Below are 19424 nucleotides of genomic sequence, written 5' to 3'. Positions count from 1 at the left end.
TTCTGCCGTTTGACAGGTTCCGCACTGTGGCGCCCCAAAGCCATCAACCACCAAATCGTCAAGGAATATTGGTCAAGCCAAGTGTAAGCACTGTTTCGCCGGATCCGGACGCAGCAACCGGGTGCGGCGATACCGGCTACGGACCAGCTGTCAATGCTAAAATCTAGCCAGTCTGCCCGGCCACGGCACCTCGGTTTAGATGCAGTAATTCAGCAGCACAGCCGTTCGAGATTTAGTGTTCGACCGAAGATTGGATAACCACAGATGACTGCCCAGGTGCCAGCCGACGCCTCGCAGCCCCGGACGGACTCAGCCTTGGCGGGCCGCCCGAATGTCGCGGTTATCCAGGGGTTCGTGGGATCACTGCTGATGATGATCGGATCGTATGGTGTCGGCTGGCTGTCGCTGGCGTCAGTCGAGTTGCGCAGGGTCCCCGTCATCATGTGGATGCGGTTTGAACCGGCCGGCGCTGTGGTGTCCGTCCTGATCCTCGCCTTGGGTGGCATGCTTCTGGTCCGCTCCTGGCTGCGGCTTGGTCAACGCCTGCATGGGTGGGGGCCCGAGTCCCGGCCGGTGATCCTCCGCGCCGTGATTGCCTGGGGTGCGCCCATGTGCCTGGCCCTCCCGCTGTTCAGCAGGGATGTGTTCGCCTACATCGCGCAGGGCCAGGTGGTGTTGTCAGGGTTGAACCCCTATGTCGACGGCTACTCCCAGATCTCGAACTACCTGCAAATCGGTGCCGACGATATGTGGGCGCAAAGCCCCACCCCCTACGGGCCCGTATTCCTGTGGATTGAAGCCCTGGTAGTTGGCATCACCGGCGGGCAACCCGACTTCTCGATACTGCTCTTCCGGCTCATCGCCATTGTGGGAGTGGCACTGTGCGTGTACTACGTGCCCAAACTCGCCGAACTGCACGGCGTTAACCCCAACCGGGCGCTGTGGTTGACCGCGGCGAACCCCCTCTTCCTGATCAATTTCATTGCCAGCATCCACAATGATGCGCTGATGATCGGTCTTGCCCTCTGGGGGCTCTACCTCGCGGCGACCCAGAAACCTCTGCGCGCCATCGTGATCGTCACCCTGTCCATCGCCATCAAGCCCATCACGCTGATCTTTCTTCCTTTCATGGGGCTGATGTGGGCAGGTAAAGGTGCCAGCTGGCCGCGGAAGTTCCTCTACTGGGGTCTCACCGCTGGCATCTCATTTGCCATCCTCTGGGTGATGGGAATGATCAACGGGTTCGGGTTTGGCTGGGTGGGCGCACTGAGCACCCCGGGCAGCGTCTGGATCTGGTACGCGCCCATTGGATTCCTGGGCATGGTCGTCATGATCCTCGCGGACGCACTGGGCTTTGACGGTCAATCCTTCACTGATGTGGTCTACCTGCTGGGACGGATCACCTCGCTGGCCATCATCGGGTGGCTCATGTTCACCGGTGAACACAGCCGGTTGGTACGCCGGCTCGCCCTCGCCTTCGCGGCGATCGTGTTTCTCGCGCCGATGATCCAGTCCTGGTACGTCGTGTGGCTGATCCCCTTGTTCGCCGTGACCGGTATCCGCAACGACTGGCAGGTCAAGACCCTCTACTTCATGGTGTCCTTTTTCATGATCTACGCCATCTCGGATCAGCTGGACATTTTCCCGTACTTCGAGCTCAGCCTGACGGTGGCACGGCAGGTCGCTGCGGTGGTGGCTCTGGGCTTCGCGTGCTACCTGGTTTTCCTCGATCCGAAGACCAAGATTCTGTTCCGGAAACGCTATGAAACCCCGGCGGCAGGCGAGCTGCACTGATCATTGGGGTCCTCCCAAACATGCTTTCTCGGGCTGAACCGGCGATACTGGGTCAATGACCGAATCGACAGAACACATCATCAGCGGCGATTTCGAGATATCTGACTGGAGTCCCGAGCCCTATTCAGTTCCCGGGTCGTCGAGTGAATTGTCCCGGGTCAGCGCCACCAAAGTCTTTACCGGCGACCTGGCTGGGACCAGTTTCGCCGAGTTATTGATGGCGGGGAACGACTTCGGCGCCGGCTACGTCGCGTCGGAGGTCTTCACCGGATCGGTCGGCGGCAGGGTGGGCACCATGATCGTCCAGCACTGGGGGATTGCCGAGGGTAGCGCTGCAGCCAGTTCAGGCCACATCATCCCGGGATCCGGTACCGAAGGCCTCACGGGAATCTCCGGCAAGGCGGTCTATTCACAGGACATCGCAGGCCAGCACCACCTCGAACTCAAGGTGACCTTCGGGGCGTAGCGAACCACCATCCGTTCCGGTGACCAACACGGACCCCGGCGAGCAACCCGGCCATCCGTGGACGGAAATGCCCTGCATGTCAGCCACGCATGTCCAGATGCTGACGTAGAACCGGGGCGCCCAACGTCACGACGATGCTGGGCGGCGTAGTAACCTAGAAAAGTCGCCCCCGTAGCTCAGTGGATAGAGCAACGGCCTTCTAATCCGTTGGTCGCGCGTTCGAATCGCGCCGGGGGCACCACAGCATTACCGGGCCGACCAGCAGGCAAGACGCTGGCCCCGGAACAGAGGCGGCCCGCAGGCAAGACCCCAGCCCCGGAACAGAGGCGGCCCGCGGAGTTGCGGCCGACCGCAACCGGTCCAGCGTGTTGATGACTTTCCCTCCACCTGAGACCCTTCCCTCAGCCTGTCCACATAGCGTTGCCACAGCCCCCGCCCGCACCCCGGTACCGGTGAAATAGTGTCTGCTGGCACACCCGCCAGCGCACACCTTTGCTGAAGGGGAATTCGATGAGCGACAACATCACAGTCCGAGGCTATGTGGCCACCGACGTCAAGTCAGGGGTCGCAGTCAGCGGCCTGGCCTACGCTAGTTTCCGCATGTGCTCGACCGAGCGCCGATTCGATCGGAACACCAGTTCCTGGGCTGACGGCCAAACCAACTGGTAGATAGTCTTACTAAAGCGTTTCAAGGGCTAAAGCTTCAGGTCGCGCTTCATGGCGTGAACCAAGGCGTTGACGGCCTTGCGCCCTTCTTGAGTTTCATGCTCTAGGTCTTCAAATTTTGCGTCTTCCTTCGTTATTCGTCGGTGTACGTCTTGGACTTGGTTACTCACGTCGCTAGCGAGACTATAGACCGCGCCAGAACCAACCAATCTAACCCGCGAGAGTGAAGGCAGGGTGTCGTCTAGCTTCATATCACTGTGTACTTCGATGAATCGCCAATAGGCTTCCTTTTTTTCGTTACGAATCCACTGCTTGTGTTCGGTGGTCCGCGTGAGGAAAGAACCAAGCAAGGTACCGGCAAGGGCTGCACCTGCGGCTATGAGGGCTATGAGGAGTTCCTGAGGCATACCGACACGTTACACAGAGAAGGCCCCACCCCGGAGGGTGAGGCCTTCTGTGGTGCACCTAGATGTTACAGATCGCTCTTCCATGTGCCGCTAGCGGCGTGATAGGTCAGCGTGTAGGGCTGAGTGTTGCCCTTGCGGCCCCAGTAGAACTGTTCCTCACCGTCAAGCGGCTGATCCAGGTCCCGGTTCACTTCTTGCCCTTCTGGGAGAGCGCACTTGCCGCTGCGGTCTTGGAGGCAGCGCTTGTGCGCCCATCCCTCAGAACCTTGCTTGCTGCTGTTGCCGCCTTGCTACTTGTCTGTCTTGCGTTCTTAACCATCTTTTTTTCCTAAACAGACAGTCAACTGAAACTCGCCGGATGGAAACGCTGTCACATTGTGTAGCAGCGGCTCGATCCACTGGTAAGGTATTTCTATATCCCTTGGAAGATATTTCGTACCTAAAATTTCATGTCTAGCTCTCAGAGGACCCTGTGTCTGTCTGAGGCCTTTTTGTCTGCACTCACAAGTCTACCGGTTGCGCCGGTCGGCCCATCGGGGTAAATGACAAGCTTGTAAGTATTCGACCATTCATCCACAGCTCCTCCACAGAAATCTGAGTCCGCGCGCGTGTCGGTCCCTTGAGTTACCGGGGATTTAGCTACTCTGTGCACAGGGCTGTGGACTAGTTGTGCACAGCCCCAAAAAGTTTTTGGTGCCTCGGCCTCGGCGTGTCGCGGCTCTAACGCGCGTTCATAGACGGTATAAATGACCGCTCCTGCGTCTCTTGGGGGTCCAGCCGGAGGGTCTTGAAAAGAACACTATTCGGTGACCTGTCGGTCTTCCGGCGCTTCGGTCTCCCGCGGAACATCTACGCAGAGCGCAGAAACGACAAGTTCGGCTTACAAAAACCTTTAGCTACTACCAGGCTGTGCAGGTATCGCACCAGGACAGTACCGTGTCGTCATGATTAGTCTCGCTCGTAGGCCACGACGGCCGAAGCTGCCCCTTTGTCCGAAGTGCCGGACTGAGGCGTGGAAGATCGCTTACGGAGAATACCTCCCGGATGTCCAGGAAACGATGCCGAACACGGTCTTCGCAGGCTGCTGTTTGGACATGATGGAGCAGATCCACCCGAAGACTGGCCAGCTTGAACGGAATATAGCCCGCTGGGAATGTCAGAACGGACAGTGCCGTCACCGCTGGTGGTGATCCACCCGATGCCTCTTCGAACCCATGACGCGTAGTACCCGATTGTTTGACGTTTCAGACCCGTAGCGCACAGCTACGTCGACCCGGGACAATGGCGCGACGTGCTTCCAGTATGGCTACTTCGTGATGGAGCGGATGTTTCTCATTCAGGTCGGGGGCAGCGCCAACTTCAGCTGGATCGCTTGATATTCGATCGACCGAGAGAGGCTCTCCTTGTAAGGGCCGGTTGTGTAGGTAATTGATGTTGTGGGTGATTCAAGTATTCCCCTGTTAGTGATCTATCAATTAATGTGGCTAATTAGACTGCAATTGAATTTGCTATACGTATTGGGTGGTGGATAGAGATTCAATCAAACTTTTTGATTAGAACACTTGTTCATGATCTGGCTCCGTCATGGGGAACTGGGGGCGATATTTTTGATCTGGCCATTCCACACCCTCCGCAGTGAGTTTGTCTTTCGGAAGTAGGTCGCCTGCCATCACGCAGTCAAGCAGTTGTTGTTGATCGGGTTCCATTTTTACGAGTCGACCCAAAACAATTAGCAATTCGCTTAGCTCCCGAGACCACTCGGCTGGCCAATGTTCTTGAACTATACCGTCGAGTTCAGTCCCCCCGCGGGTGATCGGCTTTTTAACGCGGTACTTGAACCACATGGAAACAATGTTTTTCTGACCGACACTATATTCAGCGATAGCAGGGCTGACACCGTGCCATTCGCCTGATTCGCCCACATAGAGAATTTGAGCCGATGAGTCATACCGAAATCCGTCAGGCATTTCGCTGACTGTAACCTTGTATTCGGGGTCGCCAGTTTCCCTAATCAAGCTTGTGCCGCCGTTGCCAGATCTACCGCCGTAGGTGTGGAGATCCACAACTCGGTGTCCTAGATCGACGGCTCGAAGCCACAGCGCAGGATCAGAAGTCAGCGGGATGCGTATTCCAGGGGTTCGTAGTTCCGTTGCGAAGTGAGCCGTAAACCCGGGATGTCCCGATACACCGGCAACGTAGTCAAGCAGGTCATCTCCGGTGATCTGCATGCCTAGGACACCGGAAAGCGATTGAAGTAGCCCTTTCGTGACGTTGAACTCGCCATTGGGATGCAACAAAGGTAAAGTTCTTCCGCCTCGAAGATTGAAATGGTCCACGTCAGGTATTAACGACGAAAAGCTTAGTCCCGGACCCCCACTAAACGCTTGTGAATGTTGCTCGCTAATGAATATTTGGCCCGGTTGCCTAGCAGCCCATAGGTCGGGGCGGGGCATATCGAGAACACGATAGTCGGCGATCACCCACTGCCGATCAAATGAACGATATGCTACTCGTTCGATTGCGGGACTGGCCGTCGTGAACTCTGCCTTCAACGGCATCATCACATCGATCTCCGACCTGACTTTTGGAAGTGGCTTCTTGACCTTGTTGAGGTTACTGTCGCGGGACTTCTTTAGGAGGTCCTGCTTACGCTCGGGGTTTCCCTCAAGCGTCAGCTCACGCCATCGATTCTCTAAAACCTCACGGGTGGGCGCGTAGACCCATGTGCGATTCATAGCGGCACCGGTGCTGTACCAGGGAAATAAGTCACTCATGGACGGGTAGTCGTCCCAGAGGCTATTAGCTTGCGCAGTGAAAGGTGCTGTCCAACCCGTCCTGGCTGATTGCCACCCATCCGATGTTAATGAAAGTTCGGCTAGTTTTTGAAATTTCTCGTCGCGTGTGCCCGAAAGCTCTATGTATTTTATGTCAGCAGGAACGGCTTCGTCTGTGTCCCGGTCCCTTAGATAAATTCCGATGCCGACCGGGGTCTCGATTGAGAATATGGCGTTTTTTTGCGGCGGTCTCTTGCCTTCGGGGGTGAGATTGATGATCCAACCAAGGCGCGCCTTTTTTCGGATGTAACGTCGCATCCCTGCGAATCCATCACCTGTTAAGTATCCTTGCGCGGTAATGAAGCTGACGACTCCGGAATCACCTTCAACTTCCTCCAGTTCTTGGGTGGATTCCCAACTCTTCCAGAAAGCCCATCGCCAGAAATATATGTAAAGATTTTTTAGGTTGAACTCGGTGCTGCCTTTGCCCTTCTCCTTGAAATCCTGCATAATCGCCGGGTATTCCTTCGCGCCGCCACCAGATTCGACCCAGTCGCCCATTCCCGCTGCGCGTTCTCTGTACGGTGGATTGCCAATTATGACTTGGACGTTTGTCTCCCGCTTGATCTGGTTTGCCCGGTACGACTGTTCAGCGATGACCTGGAGGGTGCTGGACAGGTCGGGCTGGACTGACTTTGGATCAGAAAGGGTGTTCGCGACGAACAGTTGAAGTCCTTTGTCGGGAAGCTTGGCCCCGAACTCCTTCATCAATCCTGAGATTCGAAGTTCAGCTACTGAAAATGGACCTGACTGTAATTCAAAACCATAAAGTCGCTCCATGAGATTGGCTAGGCCTTCTGGAGCGGCTCCGTCCCCATACTCAGCGGCGGCTTGCTCGGCCACACGCTTCATTATGGCCAGAGGAAATGTGCCGGTGCCCATCGCTGGGTCAACTGTATGGACTCGCGGATCCCGAAAGCCACGAGAGCGACCAAGGTGTAGGTGTAGTACCTCTTCGGTCAGGCGCACCATCTCTGTTACGACTTCGACCGGGGTGTAATACGAACCGGTTTTCTTTCTGCTGTCCACATCGTAAATTTGGAGGAAGTGCTCGTAAAGGTGAAGATAGACGTCGCCACGTCCCGACTCGACCCTGTTCCAATTTACCGAGCCAATAACCCTAATTAGCAAGTCGAGTCCGCTAAGAAATCCACTGTCAAGTTGGTCAGTGAGAAGTTGAAGAGTGCGACCCATCAATGAATGCGAGCCACGCAACTTAGCCCCGATTTGGTGGAGGTCCCCACGATCAAGATTCACACCCTCAGCTTGGGCAAGCAGCAAAGCGAAGGTGACAGTTTGGGCGTACCCATCGCTGAACTGGTCATCGGTGGCACCCGGAAACAACATACGTCGCCAGTCTGCTCTCAGACCCAAAAAGACGAGACTTTCAGTCGAAGCGTTGGTTTTCTTGAGCTTTCGTTCTTGAGTAATCCTGTCTTGGACCTGTTCCTTAAGGAGCCGAGTCAGCGGGGCGATCGTTTCCACAAGTCGATTAACGCTGTTGATGTCGGCAGGCTTCCAACGAAGAAATTCAGTGATTAGCCGCTCGAATCCTGGGCCCGGCTTCAGATTCGAACGCGCCATCGCTAGGTCAGAGGGTCCTTGCATGTGGACAGGTGGGCCAACCGGCTCTCCGTTCTGCCACAGCCTCCACTCGATTCCGTTCGTGTAGATCAGGTTCGGGAGTTCGCGAAGTTTTTGCCATTGCTTGTGATTATGACTCGATCTCCCATACAGCTCAGGATTTACAGGAACGCTTGGAGCCTTGACCTCGACGTATCCGGTTATGGCACCGCCTACGTCAATGGCGTAGTCCGGGCGCACCGTTCCTTCGGCCTCGCTCACCTCATCGTGCGGTTGAACAGACAATCCCAGCACATCGCCGCATCGGCGCAAAAAGGCATCGATCGGCGTCCGAATTAGTGCTTCACGCTGGCCTGGACCGCGGAGTTTCGCTGAAGCCTCAACTCCGAACAGCTGGACGGCTTCATCAAAAGTAGTCAAGAACGAACGCCCCTTTCATTCAGCTTGAAAAGGATCAAGCCAGTTGTGCCAGCCTACAGACGCAGATTACTGAATATTGACTCCAAAACACGTGAGGGGTGAATTTGTGGGATGCCGACGGGGCAAGGTTCTTGCTTGTAGCGTTCGGGCGCGGCAGCAAAGATCGGCTCACCCGGGTCCTTGGGTGGGAATCGAGGGCGGATTAGGAAGGAGGCTGAATAGGAGGACATCTTTTTGTCTACGTTCGGATTTATCATGTCCCTTCGATTTGAGAGCGTCGTTCGCAAGTGACCCCATAATCGATCGCCTAAACCTCGAGCATCTGCAGACTCAGGCCATGTCGGGTATCTCAGAGAACTTCCGGGGAAAATTAGCGAGGAGCTTCCGGAAGTTACCCATGATAATGTCGGTTATCATGTGTGTATGGAACTTGAGAACTTGACCACTGGACCCGTTGGGAACGCGTCACGGCATGCGCCGACTATCGCGGCGTGGAAGCTGGCGCAGCGAGGATCACCCCACACGCTTCGTGCCTACGCACGGATCATGGAGAGTTACTGTGCGTGGCTGGACAGTTACCAGGTGGACCTACTGAGCGTTCGGCGGGTGCATGTGGACGGCTACCGTCACGCGCTGACCGGGAAACCGGCCACCGTTGCGCAAAAGCTAGCGGCCGTGTCGAGCTTCTACCGCTACGCGGTATCCGCTGAGCTGGTCACGGCTAACCCGGCGGAGCTGGTGGAACGTCCCAAGGTGGACGCTGACCACTCCAGTACCCAAGGGCTGAGCAAGGATCAGGCGCGCGCTTTGTTGAGCGCTGCCCAGGCTGATAGTCCCCGGTCCCGTGCGCTGGTGAGTCTGTTGCTGTTCACCGGGATCAGGCTCAGCGAGGCGCTGAGCGCCAGCACCACGGATTATGGGCACGACACCGGACACCGGACGCTGAGCATCCAACGCAAGGGCGGTACACAGGCCAAGGTTGCCGTTCCGGCACCGGCTGTGGAAGCTCTCAATGCCTATCTCGACACCACGGGGCGGGAGCTGGTGACTGCGGCAAGCGTAGGCCTGCCGCTGTTCACCACGGCCACCGGCAAGCCGTGGGCATCCTCTGAGGCGTTCCGCACGGTGCAACGGCTGGCACGCAAGGCGGGAATTGAGGGGGAGATCAGCCCTCACAGTTTGCGTCACGCGTTCGCCACTATCGCTCTGGACTCAGGAACCGCTCTGCATGATCTACAGGACAGCATGGGTCACGCTGACCCACGCACCACCCGCCGGTATGACCGGGCACGCCACAGCCTCACGAAGTCGGCTGGCTACACAGTCGCAAGGGCACTGTCGTGACAGACGCATCTGACGGTTTGTGTTACAAGAATTCTTAGCATTGTTTGGCGTCCAGCGTGAACAGACCTTGCGACTGCCCCGATTCGCAGGACGATTCTTGCCTGATCCTCAATTTACAAAAAGTTTTAGTGGTAGCCGTTCAGGGAAAGTTACAAGAACTTTTAGCGCGTCCTGTACTTCTGGACAGGGGAGTGCTGGATAGGGATGCCGCAGTATTTTTCAAAACATCTAGGGACGTCTTCGGCACCTATGGCCCCAGCCTCTTTGACGAAATAGCTGCAAAATCATCACAACATACCCCCTCGTCAAGTTCAGCCTTGGAAGTAGGCCCTTAGGAACTAGCACTTGGAACCAGTGCCCTAGCAACCGTTCGCGGCACCGTCACCTGTGGCCCGACTGAACCAGGTTCTGCGAGCGGCTAGACGGATCCAGTAGATGCGAGCGTCGAGACGGATCCAGTGCAAACGGAGCATTGTGTCTCGGGCTGCCCGGACTATGGGGTGAGTAGCTCGCCTTCTTTCTTCCAGTAGGTCCCTGTCCTCTTGCCATTTGCGCTCGGCTATCTCCACCGAGCACCCGCTTTCCCGAAGTATGTGTACCGTCCCGGTTTTGGGGTCTTCGATGAAGAAGGTGGACTCGCCGTCCCAGTAGTCGATCTTTTCCGTCATTTTGGTTCCTTGATTGATAGGTAGTTTTTGAGAAGTGCTTCATGATTGTCTGCAAAGTGGAGCCTGAGGAGCACTCGGTATTTGGTCAGTGGGATTTCGGAATCGAGCAAGTCGAACAGTCCCGTGTCGTGGGATGTGCTGAGTAGACTCATGACGGGGGAGCCTTCATAGTCTGTGACGGCGCTCCGGTCACCGCTGCCTGGTCGACTCCACTCCAACGAGCCGTCGGATAGTGTGCGACGTAATCTCCATCCGTACGGCTCAAGAATCGTGCTCCATGGCATGCGTTCGTTGATTTCGCTCTCAAGCTGTGACAGGTGCACAGCCGCTGTCCACTGGTTGAGCGTTTCGAAGGCGGGAGCTTCCTTCTCACGGCTCCGCAGCACTCGGCGTGACTCCTGCTTGAGCCTGTAGGCGGCCTCTGAGGCGGCTTCCAACTGAGCAACGGTGTACGACTCCGGTCCTTCGCTTAGAAGCCTTACAGCGCCCAGTGGGCCGCCTGTCTTGGGGAAGTGCACCGTGCCTGGGAGCCTGAGAATTCGTGCTGTGTCAATCAGCTTGTCGATCTGCCGGTCGCCGGCGGATTGGTCGAGGTAGCTCCACCAGCGGGACAAGAGTTCTTTGGTGCCGCGTTCTGCGAGTTTCAGCTTCCAGTAGGCGTGCACGCCCCCCGAACCGGAACCCACAATCATTGTTGGTTTGCATTCCAAATCGTTAAGGAAGTCCAGGATTTCCCGTTGGGAATCGAAGCTTCCCTGCTTCACATCGACATCAGCCCACACGCCGGGAAGGTAGGCCACGTTTTTCTCGGTTCCGCGTCGGTAGGTGGTCACGTCATCGATGATGGGAGCTACCGCCACGTAGACGTTCCATGAGCCACCAGAGAAGACGAGATCATCACGAATCTGCTGGTCGGTCAGGGAGGCGGCTTCCCACGCTCCGAGTGACTGGGAAATAGTCTTACGTCCGTCCCTTCCGACAATGCAAATTTTGTCGGAAGGTTTGAACCATCGTCGGATAAAGGTTGATGCTTCTGCTGAAAAGATGTGGATGTCCCCAGCGAGTTCTCTGAAGGTTGCTTGTTCCATTTTGGTCTTTCTGATTGGCTCCTACTCGTCGGCCCTATGTGATTGTCTGGGGCCTACGGCCCCCCAGACAATACAGACAATTGCGTTTTTTCATCCGGCAGACGATTACCAGACAGTTAGCAGCTCTAGTTCCCTGTGTTTCCGGGCTTTTTAGCCAATTGTCTGTATTTTCTGCATTCGTCTGGGCAGGCGATTAGGAAGTGTTGAAGGTTATTTGACTGGCAGTCAGTTAGTTGTGTCCGGAACCATGCTCAGCGCCGCCAATGTATATCCGGAGCTACGACCTGCTCCGGTCTTTTCGATGAGGTTGGAGTTTTCCATCCAAAGGAGAGCATCCTTGAGGGGGGTGGAGTCTTTGTTAATGCCCATCGACTCGGCAATCGCTCTACGCGAGGTGGCAGAATCCCGTGTTAGCAAATCCTTGATGCCTTGGAGCAACGCACTGCTCGGGCACTTGCTTTGATGCTGGGCGATACTGGCTTGTTGTTTGGAAAGCGGAGCGCACACGGCACCTTCGGAATCAAGTTCAGGCAGGAGCTTCTGTCCGGTGATCTGGTAGGAGAATGTTTCCTGAGGGCGTGCGCGGCCTTTGACTTTCATCCATTCAAGACTGGCCTTGCCTTCGCCGATTCGCACGAGCTTGGCTTGAGCGTCGCACTTGCCCATCATGCCGGATGCTCCGCGGGCCTTGTTGCCGTCGTGTCCAGTGTGGTGCACGACAATGGCCATGAAGCCTGAGGAATCGCCGAGGCGTTTGATTCTCCGGAGGATACCCACCATGTCCGTATTGGAGTTTTCGTCGATGCCCGGTGCTAGGTCAATTTGAGTGTCAAAGACCATGATTGACGGAGTGACTTCCAGTTGATTCATCTCAGCGCTGAGGCGAGTCCAGGAGTCCTCAAGGTTCGGCTGTTCTTTACCGATGCCGAGGAAGACGTGGTCACCCTCGCCGCCGTCGAGGAACACCAACCCGTCCAGCAGGGATCGGTCCACTTCTTGATGATATTTGAGCCATGCGTCTACATGCACGGACAGAGCTGCGCCGCCTTCGGCTGCGACATAGACGGCCTGCTGAGGTTCGCCGTTGTTACAGAGGGGGAGGCCTTGCCAAGTGGTCAGTCCTGCGCACCAACTCATGATTAGGTCTAGCACCACGAGAGTTTTGCCGGTGTAAGACGCTCCGTATAGCTGCGTCAATCCTGAGCGGTGAATATGCCCGTCGACAATCCAGTCGATTTCTGAGGTCTTGAGCATATCGGTCACTGACTTGAGCCGGACTTTGGGTTCTTCGTCAGTGGAGAGGACTGGGACGGTAAATTGGTCCCAGAGGTCGGGGAGTGTGGACATGTCGTTGCTTTCGATTGTGTAAGTTGATCTGTCCCTTAGGACTCCTAACGTCGCGGTTTCGCCCGTTGGCGCTTCACTTGTTGTTTTTTGGTGCTGTATAATGGACCTATAAGCAAGTGAGTACTTAGTGATCTTTTGGTCCTTGGTAACGCTATTTATTCAGACCCCCGGTGTTGACATGGAATTCTGCCGGGGGTCTTTTTTGTCTTCTTAGACCGGTAGCTGCTCGTCAGTCATAACTGCAATTTCCTTGAGGAGCTTGCGTTCTTTCATCACGAGGTCCTGCAGGGCAATTTCAGTGCTCTTGATGCGTCGGCGGGTAGCCGCAAGGCTGATCTTGGCTTTAGTAAGAGGCTTTTTGGGCGCGTGTCTATCCATATCGAAATGCTTTCTGGGTTTGTTGCTTGACGAATGTGCTCGTGTAATCAGTATAGCACATCAAAAATGCTAGGTTGCAACATACCATTTCCCAAGGGTTATCGTCAACTCTTCTATAGACTATCTAAGTCGCCCCTTAACGCAGAAAGCGCCCCGATCATCGGAGCGCTTAGTGCAACCTGCATCCTATCACGGCAGAGCCGCTATCAAGAAACCCTCTCTCTGAAGTTCAGGTCTTCACGGCGAACCGGCTCAGTTACCGGAGTAGTGGCTCTATCCAGTGCGGCCTGTGTCTGAGCGGACGGAATCAGTTTGATGTGGTCCTCACTGAACCTCACGCCCCTACCTGTGCTCCTAATCTGGATATCCTTCCAGACAGTCCGGAGAATACTCCTCTTCCTTTCAAGACTGATGCTGTCCCAGTTCTCCAATAGCGCTCCCGTATCGTCAATGCCGATAACCTCCAGCCGCTCAATGCTCAGAAGCTCTCCGTTAATCCTGGCTAACCGTCCCTCATGAGCTTCACGCGGTAGGCGGTAGTCATCGGTCGGGAATCTCTCACGTGCTGCTTCCTTTCGCCAGTCCTCCCAATAGGTCAATTCAGCCGCGCGTGCTTCCCTGAGTGACTGAAGATCATTGACGGTCTGCACAGAGGCATAGGCGCCCTGCGCACCGGGAAGCATGAGCATTGCCATGGTGGACTCGTAGACGTACTTATCGGTCCGGTCCATAGTCTTGCTGAAGTGTCCGGCGATATCAGCGCACCGGTAGGCGTATGCGGTCACTCGATTGCCCTTGGCTCGTTTGAGCATGGTGCCATACGCCTTCTTGCCACACTTCGCGCAGGTAGCGACACCGGACAGGAGATAATCCTTCTCTGTGTGCTTGGTCTGGCTCTTGCGCAAGCCCGCTGGATTGGTCAGAATCCCGCGTACAGCAATCCATGTGCTGTCTTCAAGAATTGGCTCCCAATTTCCCTCGACTAGTTCCGGTTCCGGAGTCGGAGGGATTGGCTTCCCTTCCTTCTTCAACTTCTCGTTCTCTTCCTTGATCTTCGCTATGTCAGCTTTGCTCAGAGGATTGCGTTCCATCTTCCCGATAAGGCGGGGAAGCATGATGGTGCGCTTGAGGGGACTGCGAGACCACGGACCGCCGAAAGTAGTAGTCACGCCTTCATCATTGAGCCACCGGACACACTTGTTCAGCGTCGCGCCCTCAAGGATCATCCCGGCTACCGTCTGGAGCGCTTCCGCTTCCCGCTCATTGAGACTCCCATCCAGTTCCAGCCCAAACGGTCTGCGCCCTCTCCAGTGGTTCTTGCCCTGCTCTCGGTCCTGAGCGAACTTAGCTCTTTGACGCGCTGCACGCTTGCGTAGTTCGTCGGCTGCTACAGCTACTTTGATTCGTGCGTAGAGGATTCCGTTGTCTGTAGAGAGGTCAGCATCACCGCCTACCGTTGCGAGCATGAGGCCTTGATCGGTCACAAGCTGTAGGAGAGCTTCGAACTCGGTCGGCACTCTCCATAGCCGGTCGAGATCCCAAGCGGAAATAGCTTGAATTTCTCCTGTGCGGAAGTCGCTAATCATCTGCTCGTAAGCTGGGCGGCGTTTCGCACCGGAAGCGGTCAGGTCATTGTCCGTATAGACCTTCCCAGCCTTCCAGCCTTTGCGGTCTAGCATCTTGCGGATCTCGGCGTCCTGCCGGTCTACTGCTAGCCCTGTTTCGCCGGTAGCCTTGCCCTTGTCTGCTGAGATCCTAAGGTAAATCGCGCTCGTCGTCATGCGCTTATTATGCCCGGTCTAATGGTACGCCGTGTCGATGTTCAGGCAATTGGCCACCAACGCCGGAGTGAGCATCAAGAAGGGCGACAAGGTGGTGGTGAGCGGGCGGCTTCGGGTCCGGCCGTGGATCCGGGAGGACGGGAGAACCGGTACCTCGGTAGATATCGACGCTGAAACGGTCGGGCATGACCTGATGTGGGGGACCGCCCACTTCCACCGCACCAGCGCCGATCGCACCGGAGGGGAAACGTCGACGGCGGGTGATCCATCGGATGTGCAGGACTCCGACGTGGATTATCCACGGGTCGACCAGGCCACCGGGGAGATCATGGACGCGTCGGGCGGCTACCCGGAGCGCTCCGACGACGACGGCGCAGAGCACCCCGACGGGCAGGCTGACAGGCGGCAGGCTGACGGGCAGACCGCTGGCGCCGACGCCGGGCACGCCGCTGACGCCGACGACGCCGATGACGCGTCTTCCGGTGGCACCAGTTCACCGGAAGCAGGACGTCAACTCAGTGATGCACCCTTCTAGAACTCGGTGGCGCCGCCCCTCTGAAGGGGAACGCTCCTGTCAGGCAACGGGAGCTACCGCACACAAATGGGAGATAGTTGGTTGCACCGACTAGCCTTGGAGCATGGCGGAATTTATCTACACAATGACCAAGGCACGCAAGGCTGTCGGCGACAAAGTAATCCTCGACGACGTCAGCATGTCCTTCTACCCCGGCGCGAAGATTGGCGTCGTGGGCCCCAACGGCTCGGGCAAGTCCACCATCCTGAAGATCATGGCAGGCCTGGACACCCCTTCGAACGGCGAAGCGAAGCTCAGCGCTGGCTACTCAGTGGGCATCCTGCTGCAGGAGCCGCCCCTGAACGAGGAAAAGACCGTTCTGGGCAACGTGCAGGAAGGTGTCGGTGAGATCTACGGCAAGATCCAGCGATTCAACGAGATCTCCGAAGAGATGGCCAACCCGGACGCCGACTTCGACACCCTGCTTGAAGAGATGGGGAAACTGCAGGAAGCCATCGACGCGGCTGACGCCTGGGACCTCGATTCCCAGCTGGAACAGGCCATGGACGCGCTGCGCTGCCCGCCCCCGGAAACCGATGTCACAATCCTTTCTGGTGGCGAACGACGCCGGGTTGCGTTGTGCAAGCTGCTTCTGCAGAAGCCCGACCTGCTGCTCCTCGATGAGCCCACCAACCACCTCGACGCTGAAAGTGTGCTGTGGCTCGAGCAGCACCTCAAGAGCTACGCCGGAGCTGTCCTGGCCGTGACCCACGACCGGTACTTCCTCGACCACGTTGCACAGTGGATCGCCGAGGTCGACCGCGGCCACCTGTACCCCTACGAGGGCAACTACTCCACCTACCTGGAAAAGAAGCGTGCCCGCCTCGAGGTGCAGGGCAAAAAGGATGCCAAGCAGTCCAAGCGCCTCACCGAGGAACTCGAATGGGTTCGCTCCAACGCCAAGGGCCGCCAGACCAAGTCGAAGGCCAGGCTCGCCAGGTACGAGGAGATGGCGTCAGAAGCGGAGCGCACCAAGAAGCTCGACTTCGAAGACATCCAGATCCCGCCGGGCCCACGCCTGGGTAACCAGGTCATTGAAGCAACTGACCTGCGCAAGGGCTACGACGATCGCATCCTGATCGACGGACTGTCCTTCTCGCTGCCCCGCAACGGCATCGTCGGCGTCATCGGCCCCAACGGCGTCGGTAAGACCACGCTGTTCAAGACCATCGTGGGCCTGGAACCAATCGACGGCGGAAAGCTGACCATCGGTGATTCGGTGAAAATCTCCTACGTCGACCAGTCCCGTGGTGGCATCGACCCAGAGAAGACCCTCTGGGAGGTTGTCTCCAACGGACACGATTTCATCCAGGTGGGACAGGTCGAAATGCCTTCACGGGCCTACGTATCGGCCTTCGGCTTCAAGGGCCCCGATCAGCAGAAGCGTGCCGGTGTCCTCTCCGGCGGTGAGCGTAACCGGCTGAACCTGGCCCTGACGCTCAAACAGGGTGGAAACCTTCTCCTCCTTGACGAACCGACTAACGACCTCGACGTCGAAACGCTGTCCAGCCTGGAAAACGCACTGCTGGAATTCCCCGGCTGCGCCGTGGTGGTATCGCACGACCGGTGGTTCCTCGACCGGGTCGTGACCCACATCCTCGCCTACGAGGGCACCGAGGAGAACCCGGACAAGTGGTACTGGTTCGAGGGTAACTTCGAGTCCTACGAGGAGAACAAGGTGGAACGGCTCGGCGCCGACGCCGCAAAGCCTCACCGCGTCACGCACCGCCGCCTGACCCGCGACTAACAGCTAACTCGTTGAAAAGGGAGCGCCCCGGCCACTAACGGTCGGGGCGCTCCTTCTTTTCATCGAAAAACACCAAGGACGCGTTTGCGGCGATTTTCCGGTTATTTCGGTTGACTCGATCCAGGTGGGGGCATCAGGGAACGCGGACCATGCCCTCCTGGGCAACGGTTGCCACCAGCTCGCCGGCACGGTTGAAGATCTGCCCGGTCGAGAGGCCACGTGCCCCCGAAGCGCTGGGGGACTGCTGAACATAAAGCAACCACTCATCCACCTTCACCGGACGGTGCCACCACATGGCGTGATCCAGGCTGGCGACACTCATGCCGGGGGTGATCCAGCTCAGGCCGTGCTGGCGGAGGATTGATTCGAGCAGCGTGTAGTCGCTGGCGTAGGCAAGGGCCGCCCGGTGCAGTCCCTGATCTGCCGGCATCGGAGCAAAGGTTTTCATCCAGACCGCATTGCGTGCCACCCGGTCGCTGTCGTGCTGTACATAGAGCGCACCATCCACATGCCGAATGTCGAACGGCCGGTCAAATGACCATGCGCGTGCCAACGGGTGGTCCATGTCGCCGAGCAGGTCGGCGGTGCTGGGGAGCGACTCAGGATCGGGTACTCCCTCAGGCATCCGCTCCTGGTGGGACAGACCGTCGTCGGGCTGCTGGAAGGAGGCGATCATCGACAGGATGGGGACCCCATTCTGGTACGCGTGCGCCCGCCGGGCCGAGAAGGACCGGCCATCACGCAGACGCTGCACCCCGAAGGTGATCGGTTCAAGCGCATCTCCCGCCCTCAAAAAGTAGGCGTGCATGGAGTGGACTTCCCGGGTCGGCTCGACGGTGCGAATCGCCGCGATCAGTGCCTGAGCCAACACCTGACCACCGAAAATCCGCCGCCCTGCCTGTTGCACCGAGGTACCCACGAAGATCTCCTCGTCGGTCTGCGCTCCATCCGCGCTGCTCAGATCAAGCAGGTCGACCAGCGTTTGGGTTGGATCGACAGTGGACTCGACAGCCATAGGTAAATTCTCCTTGTAGTGCGGTGATGCGTGGGGTAGGTCCGTCGCGGGAACGACGTCGAAAGTACTTCTGACCTTAGTTGCACACGCGTCCGCCCCTCAACACCAGTGGTGAAGCGTTTAGCCGGGCCGGGTTACGTTTGAGAGGATGGGAGCATGCCCCGGATCCAGCGCTTCCCTATTCAGCTACGCTTCGGCGACGAAGACTCCTACGGACACGTCAATAACGTGCGGTTCTTGCAGTACCTTGAAGACGCGCGCGTCCAGTTCATTCACCTGCCACTCTCGGACCCGGGCCAGGGCGGCGCCGAACCGTCCGATACCCTGCTTGACCTGATCGGCCCGGACCACTTCACGCTCGTTGCACGGCACGAGATCGAATACTCGGCGCCGCTGAACTACCGCCCCAGCCCGCTGGAGATCAGCATCTGGGTGACCGGCATCGGCGGCTCAAGCTTTGATCTGGGCTACCAGATCGCGGAGCCGGACGGCTCTATCAGTTACGCTCTGGCGGCTTCCACCATGATCCTCGTCAACCGGACCACCGGCCGGCCCGCGAAACTCAACGAGGCCCAGCGCGCCGCCCTGGAGCGCTGGCTCGGCGACCCGGTGGCCTTCCGGCGCCGACAGGACGGCTGACCGATGGTGTCACCGCCGGAATCAACCGAGCTGATCTTCACCGACCCTCTGGTGGTCGCCGACCTGCGGACGTTCATCGCCCGGGCCAGGGCAGCCGAAGACGGCGCCGTCCGGTTGCAGGCGACGGGAACTGTCCTCGCCGCCTACATCTGCATTCTCCGGCCGCGCATCCTCGGCGAGGCGATCCCCACCGTTCTTGGTTTGCGGACCATGCCGCTGGCAGCCCCGGCGAACGTGGACACCACTGTTGCTTTGGCCTCGGTGTCGGACCGGCTCGCCCGGATGGCCGACGACGACGTCGTCCTGCAGGTTCCCCCGACCACGGTCACCGAGAGCTGGACCGGGGTGCTGCCCCCACGCTCCGGGTGGGAGCCGCGCGGCGACCTGAGCGCCGAGCTTGTCGAGACTGCAGCCAGAAACGGTATCCGCGAAGTCGCGGAGACCGTCCCGAACAATCCGGGTGCCCTGATCGTCAACAGTGCCAGGGGAGCGATCTGGGGTCGCAGCATCGAAGATCTGGCAGTCGAGGTGCCAGCGGGTGCAGCCTTCGGGGCCTTCGCCCTGGGTTTCCTCGCCGGGGAAGAGCGTCCACTGGTCCTGACCAACGGGCGGTGGACCCGGATCAGCACCTCGCGAGGCCATGTGCTGTCGCGGATCCCTACCGTGATATGA

At 57.8% G+C, this 19424-nt stretch carries 16 protein-coding genes and 1 tRNA gene; 9 read left to right on the top strand and 8 right to left on the bottom strand.

The annotated features are described in order from the left end of the window. Positions 1-264: 264 nt before the first annotated feature. The 4 genes from mptB (at position 265) to ACX80Z_RS04050 (ending at position 2929) form a co-directional block, all read left to right on the top strand. Positions 265-1794 carry a polyprenol phosphomannose-dependent alpha 1,6 mannosyltransferase MptB gene (mptB, locus tag ACX80Z_RS04065; protein WP_019482877.1) on the top strand — a complete coding sequence of 510 codons (1530 nt, stop codon included), beginning with the start codon at positions 265-267 and terminating at the stop codon, positions 1792-1794. A gap of 55 nt (positions 1795-1849) precedes the next feature. Then, positions 1850-2260 carry a DUF3224 domain-containing protein gene (locus ACX80Z_RS04060; protein ID WP_019482876.1) on the top strand — a complete coding sequence of 137 codons (411 nt, stop codon included), beginning with the start codon at positions 1850-1852 and terminating at the stop codon, positions 2258-2260. 165 nt (positions 2261-2425) lie between these two features. Next, positions 2426-2501: transfer RNA gene (locus ACX80Z_RS04055), tRNA-Arg, on the top strand. 269 nt (positions 2502-2770) lie between these two features. Further along, entirely contained in the window at positions 2771-2929 is a 159-nt protein-coding gene (locus tag ACX80Z_RS04050) for a hypothetical protein (RefSeq protein WP_459314981.1), read from the top strand. A 26-nt stretch (positions 2930-2955) separates the two neighbouring features. Here the strand turns inward: ACX80Z_RS04050 and ACX80Z_RS04045 are convergent, their stop codons facing one another. The 3 genes from ACX80Z_RS04045 to ACX80Z_RS04035 form a co-directional block, all read right to left on the bottom strand. Continuing rightward, complete coding sequence (locus ACX80Z_RS04045) at positions 2956-3333, bottom strand: hypothetical protein (protein WP_459314979.1); 378 nt, start codon at positions 3331-3333, stop codon at positions 2956-2958. 65 nt (positions 3334-3398) lie between these two features. Beyond that, complete coding sequence (locus ACX80Z_RS04040; protein WP_459314977.1) at positions 3399-3524, bottom strand: hypothetical protein; 126 nt, start codon at positions 3522-3524, stop codon at positions 3399-3401. A gap of 1362 nt (positions 3525-4886) precedes the next feature. Further along, the gene (locus ACX80Z_RS04035; RefSeq protein WP_459314976.1) at positions 4887-8171 is read right to left on the bottom strand and encodes a type ISP restriction/modification enzyme; all 3285 of its coding nucleotides are present in this window, start codon (positions 8169-8171) and stop codon (positions 4887-4889) included. Positions 8172-8594: 423 nt separating this feature from the next. Here ACX80Z_RS04035 and ACX80Z_RS04030 point away from each other — a divergent pair, with 423 nt between their 5' ends. After that, complete coding sequence (locus ACX80Z_RS04030) at positions 8595-9515, top strand: tyrosine-type recombinase/integrase (RefSeq protein WP_459314975.1); 921 nt, start codon at positions 8595-8597, stop codon at positions 9513-9515. Between the two features lie 664 nt (positions 9516-10179). Here the strand turns inward: ACX80Z_RS04030 and ACX80Z_RS04025 are convergent. The 4 genes from ACX80Z_RS04025 to ACX80Z_RS04010 form a co-directional block, all read right to left on the bottom strand. Then, entirely contained in the window at positions 10180-11271 is a 1092-nt protein-coding gene (locus tag ACX80Z_RS04025) for a hypothetical protein (RefSeq protein WP_459314974.1), read from the bottom strand. 225 nt (positions 11272-11496) lie between these two features. After that, on the bottom strand, positions 11497-12618 hold the full coding sequence (locus ACX80Z_RS04020) for an AAA family ATPase (RefSeq protein ID WP_459314973.1): 1122 nt from the start codon (positions 12616-12618) through the stop codon (positions 11497-11499). A gap of 210 nt (positions 12619-12828) precedes the next feature. Further along, a complete protein-coding gene (locus tag ACX80Z_RS04015) occupies positions 12829-12996 on the bottom strand; it encodes a hypothetical protein (RefSeq protein ID WP_459314972.1) in 168 nt (55 codons plus the stop codon). A 206-nt stretch (positions 12997-13202) separates the two neighbouring features. Next, entirely contained in the window at positions 13203-14777 is a 1575-nt protein-coding gene (locus ACX80Z_RS04010) for a recombinase family protein (protein ID WP_459314971.1), read from the bottom strand. 31 nt (positions 14778-14808) lie between these two features. Here ACX80Z_RS04010 and ACX80Z_RS04005 point away from each other — a divergent pair, with 31 nt between their 5' ends. Then, positions 14809-15312 carry a single-stranded DNA-binding protein gene (locus tag ACX80Z_RS04005; RefSeq protein ID WP_459314969.1) on the top strand — a complete coding sequence of 168 codons (504 nt, stop codon included), beginning with the start codon at positions 14809-14811 and terminating at the stop codon, positions 15310-15312. Between the two features lie 103 nt (positions 15313-15415). Continuing rightward, positions 15416-17098: an energy-dependent translational throttle protein EttA gene (ettA, locus tag ACX80Z_RS04000; RefSeq protein ID WP_019482874.1), complete on the top strand. Its 1683-nt coding sequence runs from the start codon at positions 15416-15418 to the stop codon at positions 17096-17098. Between the two features lie 133 nt (positions 17099-17231). On the opposite strand, the gene ACX80Z_RS03995 is transcribed toward ettA, so the two are convergent. Further along, positions 17232-18113, bottom strand: a complete 882-nt coding sequence (locus ACX80Z_RS03995) for an acyl-CoA thioesterase (RefSeq protein WP_019482873.1) — start codon at positions 18111-18113, stop codon at positions 17232-17234. 156 nt (positions 18114-18269) lie between these two features. Here ACX80Z_RS03995 and ACX80Z_RS03990 point away from each other — a divergent pair, with 156 nt between their 5' ends. Both ACX80Z_RS03990 and ACX80Z_RS03985 read left to right on the top strand, forming a co-directional pair. Beyond that, a complete protein-coding gene (locus ACX80Z_RS03990) occupies positions 18270-18752 on the top strand; it encodes an acyl-CoA thioesterase (RefSeq protein WP_116777877.1) in 483 nt (160 codons plus the stop codon). Between the two features lie 3 nt (positions 18753-18755). Beyond that, a complete protein-coding gene (locus ACX80Z_RS03985; protein WP_019482871.1) occupies positions 18756-19424 on the top strand; it encodes a hypothetical protein in 669 nt (222 codons plus the stop codon).

This window comes from Arthrobacter sp. TMT4-20 (genome assembly GCF_054510775.1).
This window is presented reverse-complemented; position numbering and strand designations above follow the sequence as displayed.

What these genes read in the sequence shown, in the direction of transcription:
- ACX80Z_RS04020 (WP_459314973.1), bottom strand. Translation starts at nt 12,618, where the DNA reads ATGTCCACACTCCCCGACCTCTGGGACCAATTTACCGTCCCAGTCCTC.
- ACX80Z_RS03995 (WP_019482873.1), bottom strand. Translation starts at nt 18,113, where the DNA reads ATGGCTGTCGAGTCCACTGTCGATCCAACCCAAACGCTGGTCGACCTG.
- ACX80Z_RS04015 (WP_459314972.1), bottom strand. Translation starts at nt 12,996, where the DNA reads ATGGATAGACACGCGCCCAAAAAGCCTCTTACTAAAGCCAAGATCAGC.
- ACX80Z_RS04030 (WP_459314975.1), top strand. Translation starts at nt 8,595, where the DNA reads ATGGAACTTGAGAACTTGACCACTGGACCCGTTGGGAACGCGTCACGG.
- ACX80Z_RS04010 (WP_459314971.1), bottom strand. Translation starts at nt 14,777, where the DNA reads ATGACGACGAGCGCGATTTACCTTAGGATCTCAGCAGACAAGGGCAAG.
- ettA (WP_019482874.1), top strand. Translation starts at nt 15,416, where the DNA reads ATGGCGGAATTTATCTACACAATGACCAAGGCACGCAAGGCTGTCGGC.
- ACX80Z_RS04050 (WP_459314981.1), top strand. Translation starts at nt 2,771, where the DNA reads ATGAGCGACAACATCACAGTCCGAGGCTATGTGGCCACCGACGTCAAG.
- ACX80Z_RS04025 (WP_459314974.1), bottom strand. Translation starts at nt 11,271, where the DNA reads ATGGAACAAGCAACCTTCAGAGAACTCGCTGGGGACATCCACATCTTT.
- mptB (WP_019482877.1), top strand. Translation starts at nt 265, where the DNA reads ATGACTGCCCAGGTGCCAGCCGACGCCTCGCAGCCCCGGACGGACTCA.
- ACX80Z_RS03990 (WP_116777877.1), top strand. Translation starts at nt 18,270, where the DNA reads ATGCCCCGGATCCAGCGCTTCCCTATTCAGCTACGCTTCGGCGACGAA.
- ACX80Z_RS04045 (WP_459314979.1), bottom strand. Translation starts at nt 3,333, where the DNA reads ATGCCTCAGGAACTCCTCATAGCCCTCATAGCCGCAGGTGCAGCCCTT.
- ACX80Z_RS03985 (WP_019482871.1), top strand. Translation starts at nt 18,756, where the DNA reads ATGGTGTCACCGCCGGAATCAACCGAGCTGATCTTCACCGACCCTCTG.
- ACX80Z_RS04060 (WP_019482876.1), top strand. Translation starts at nt 1,850, where the DNA reads ATGACCGAATCGACAGAACACATCATCAGCGGCGATTTCGAGATATCT.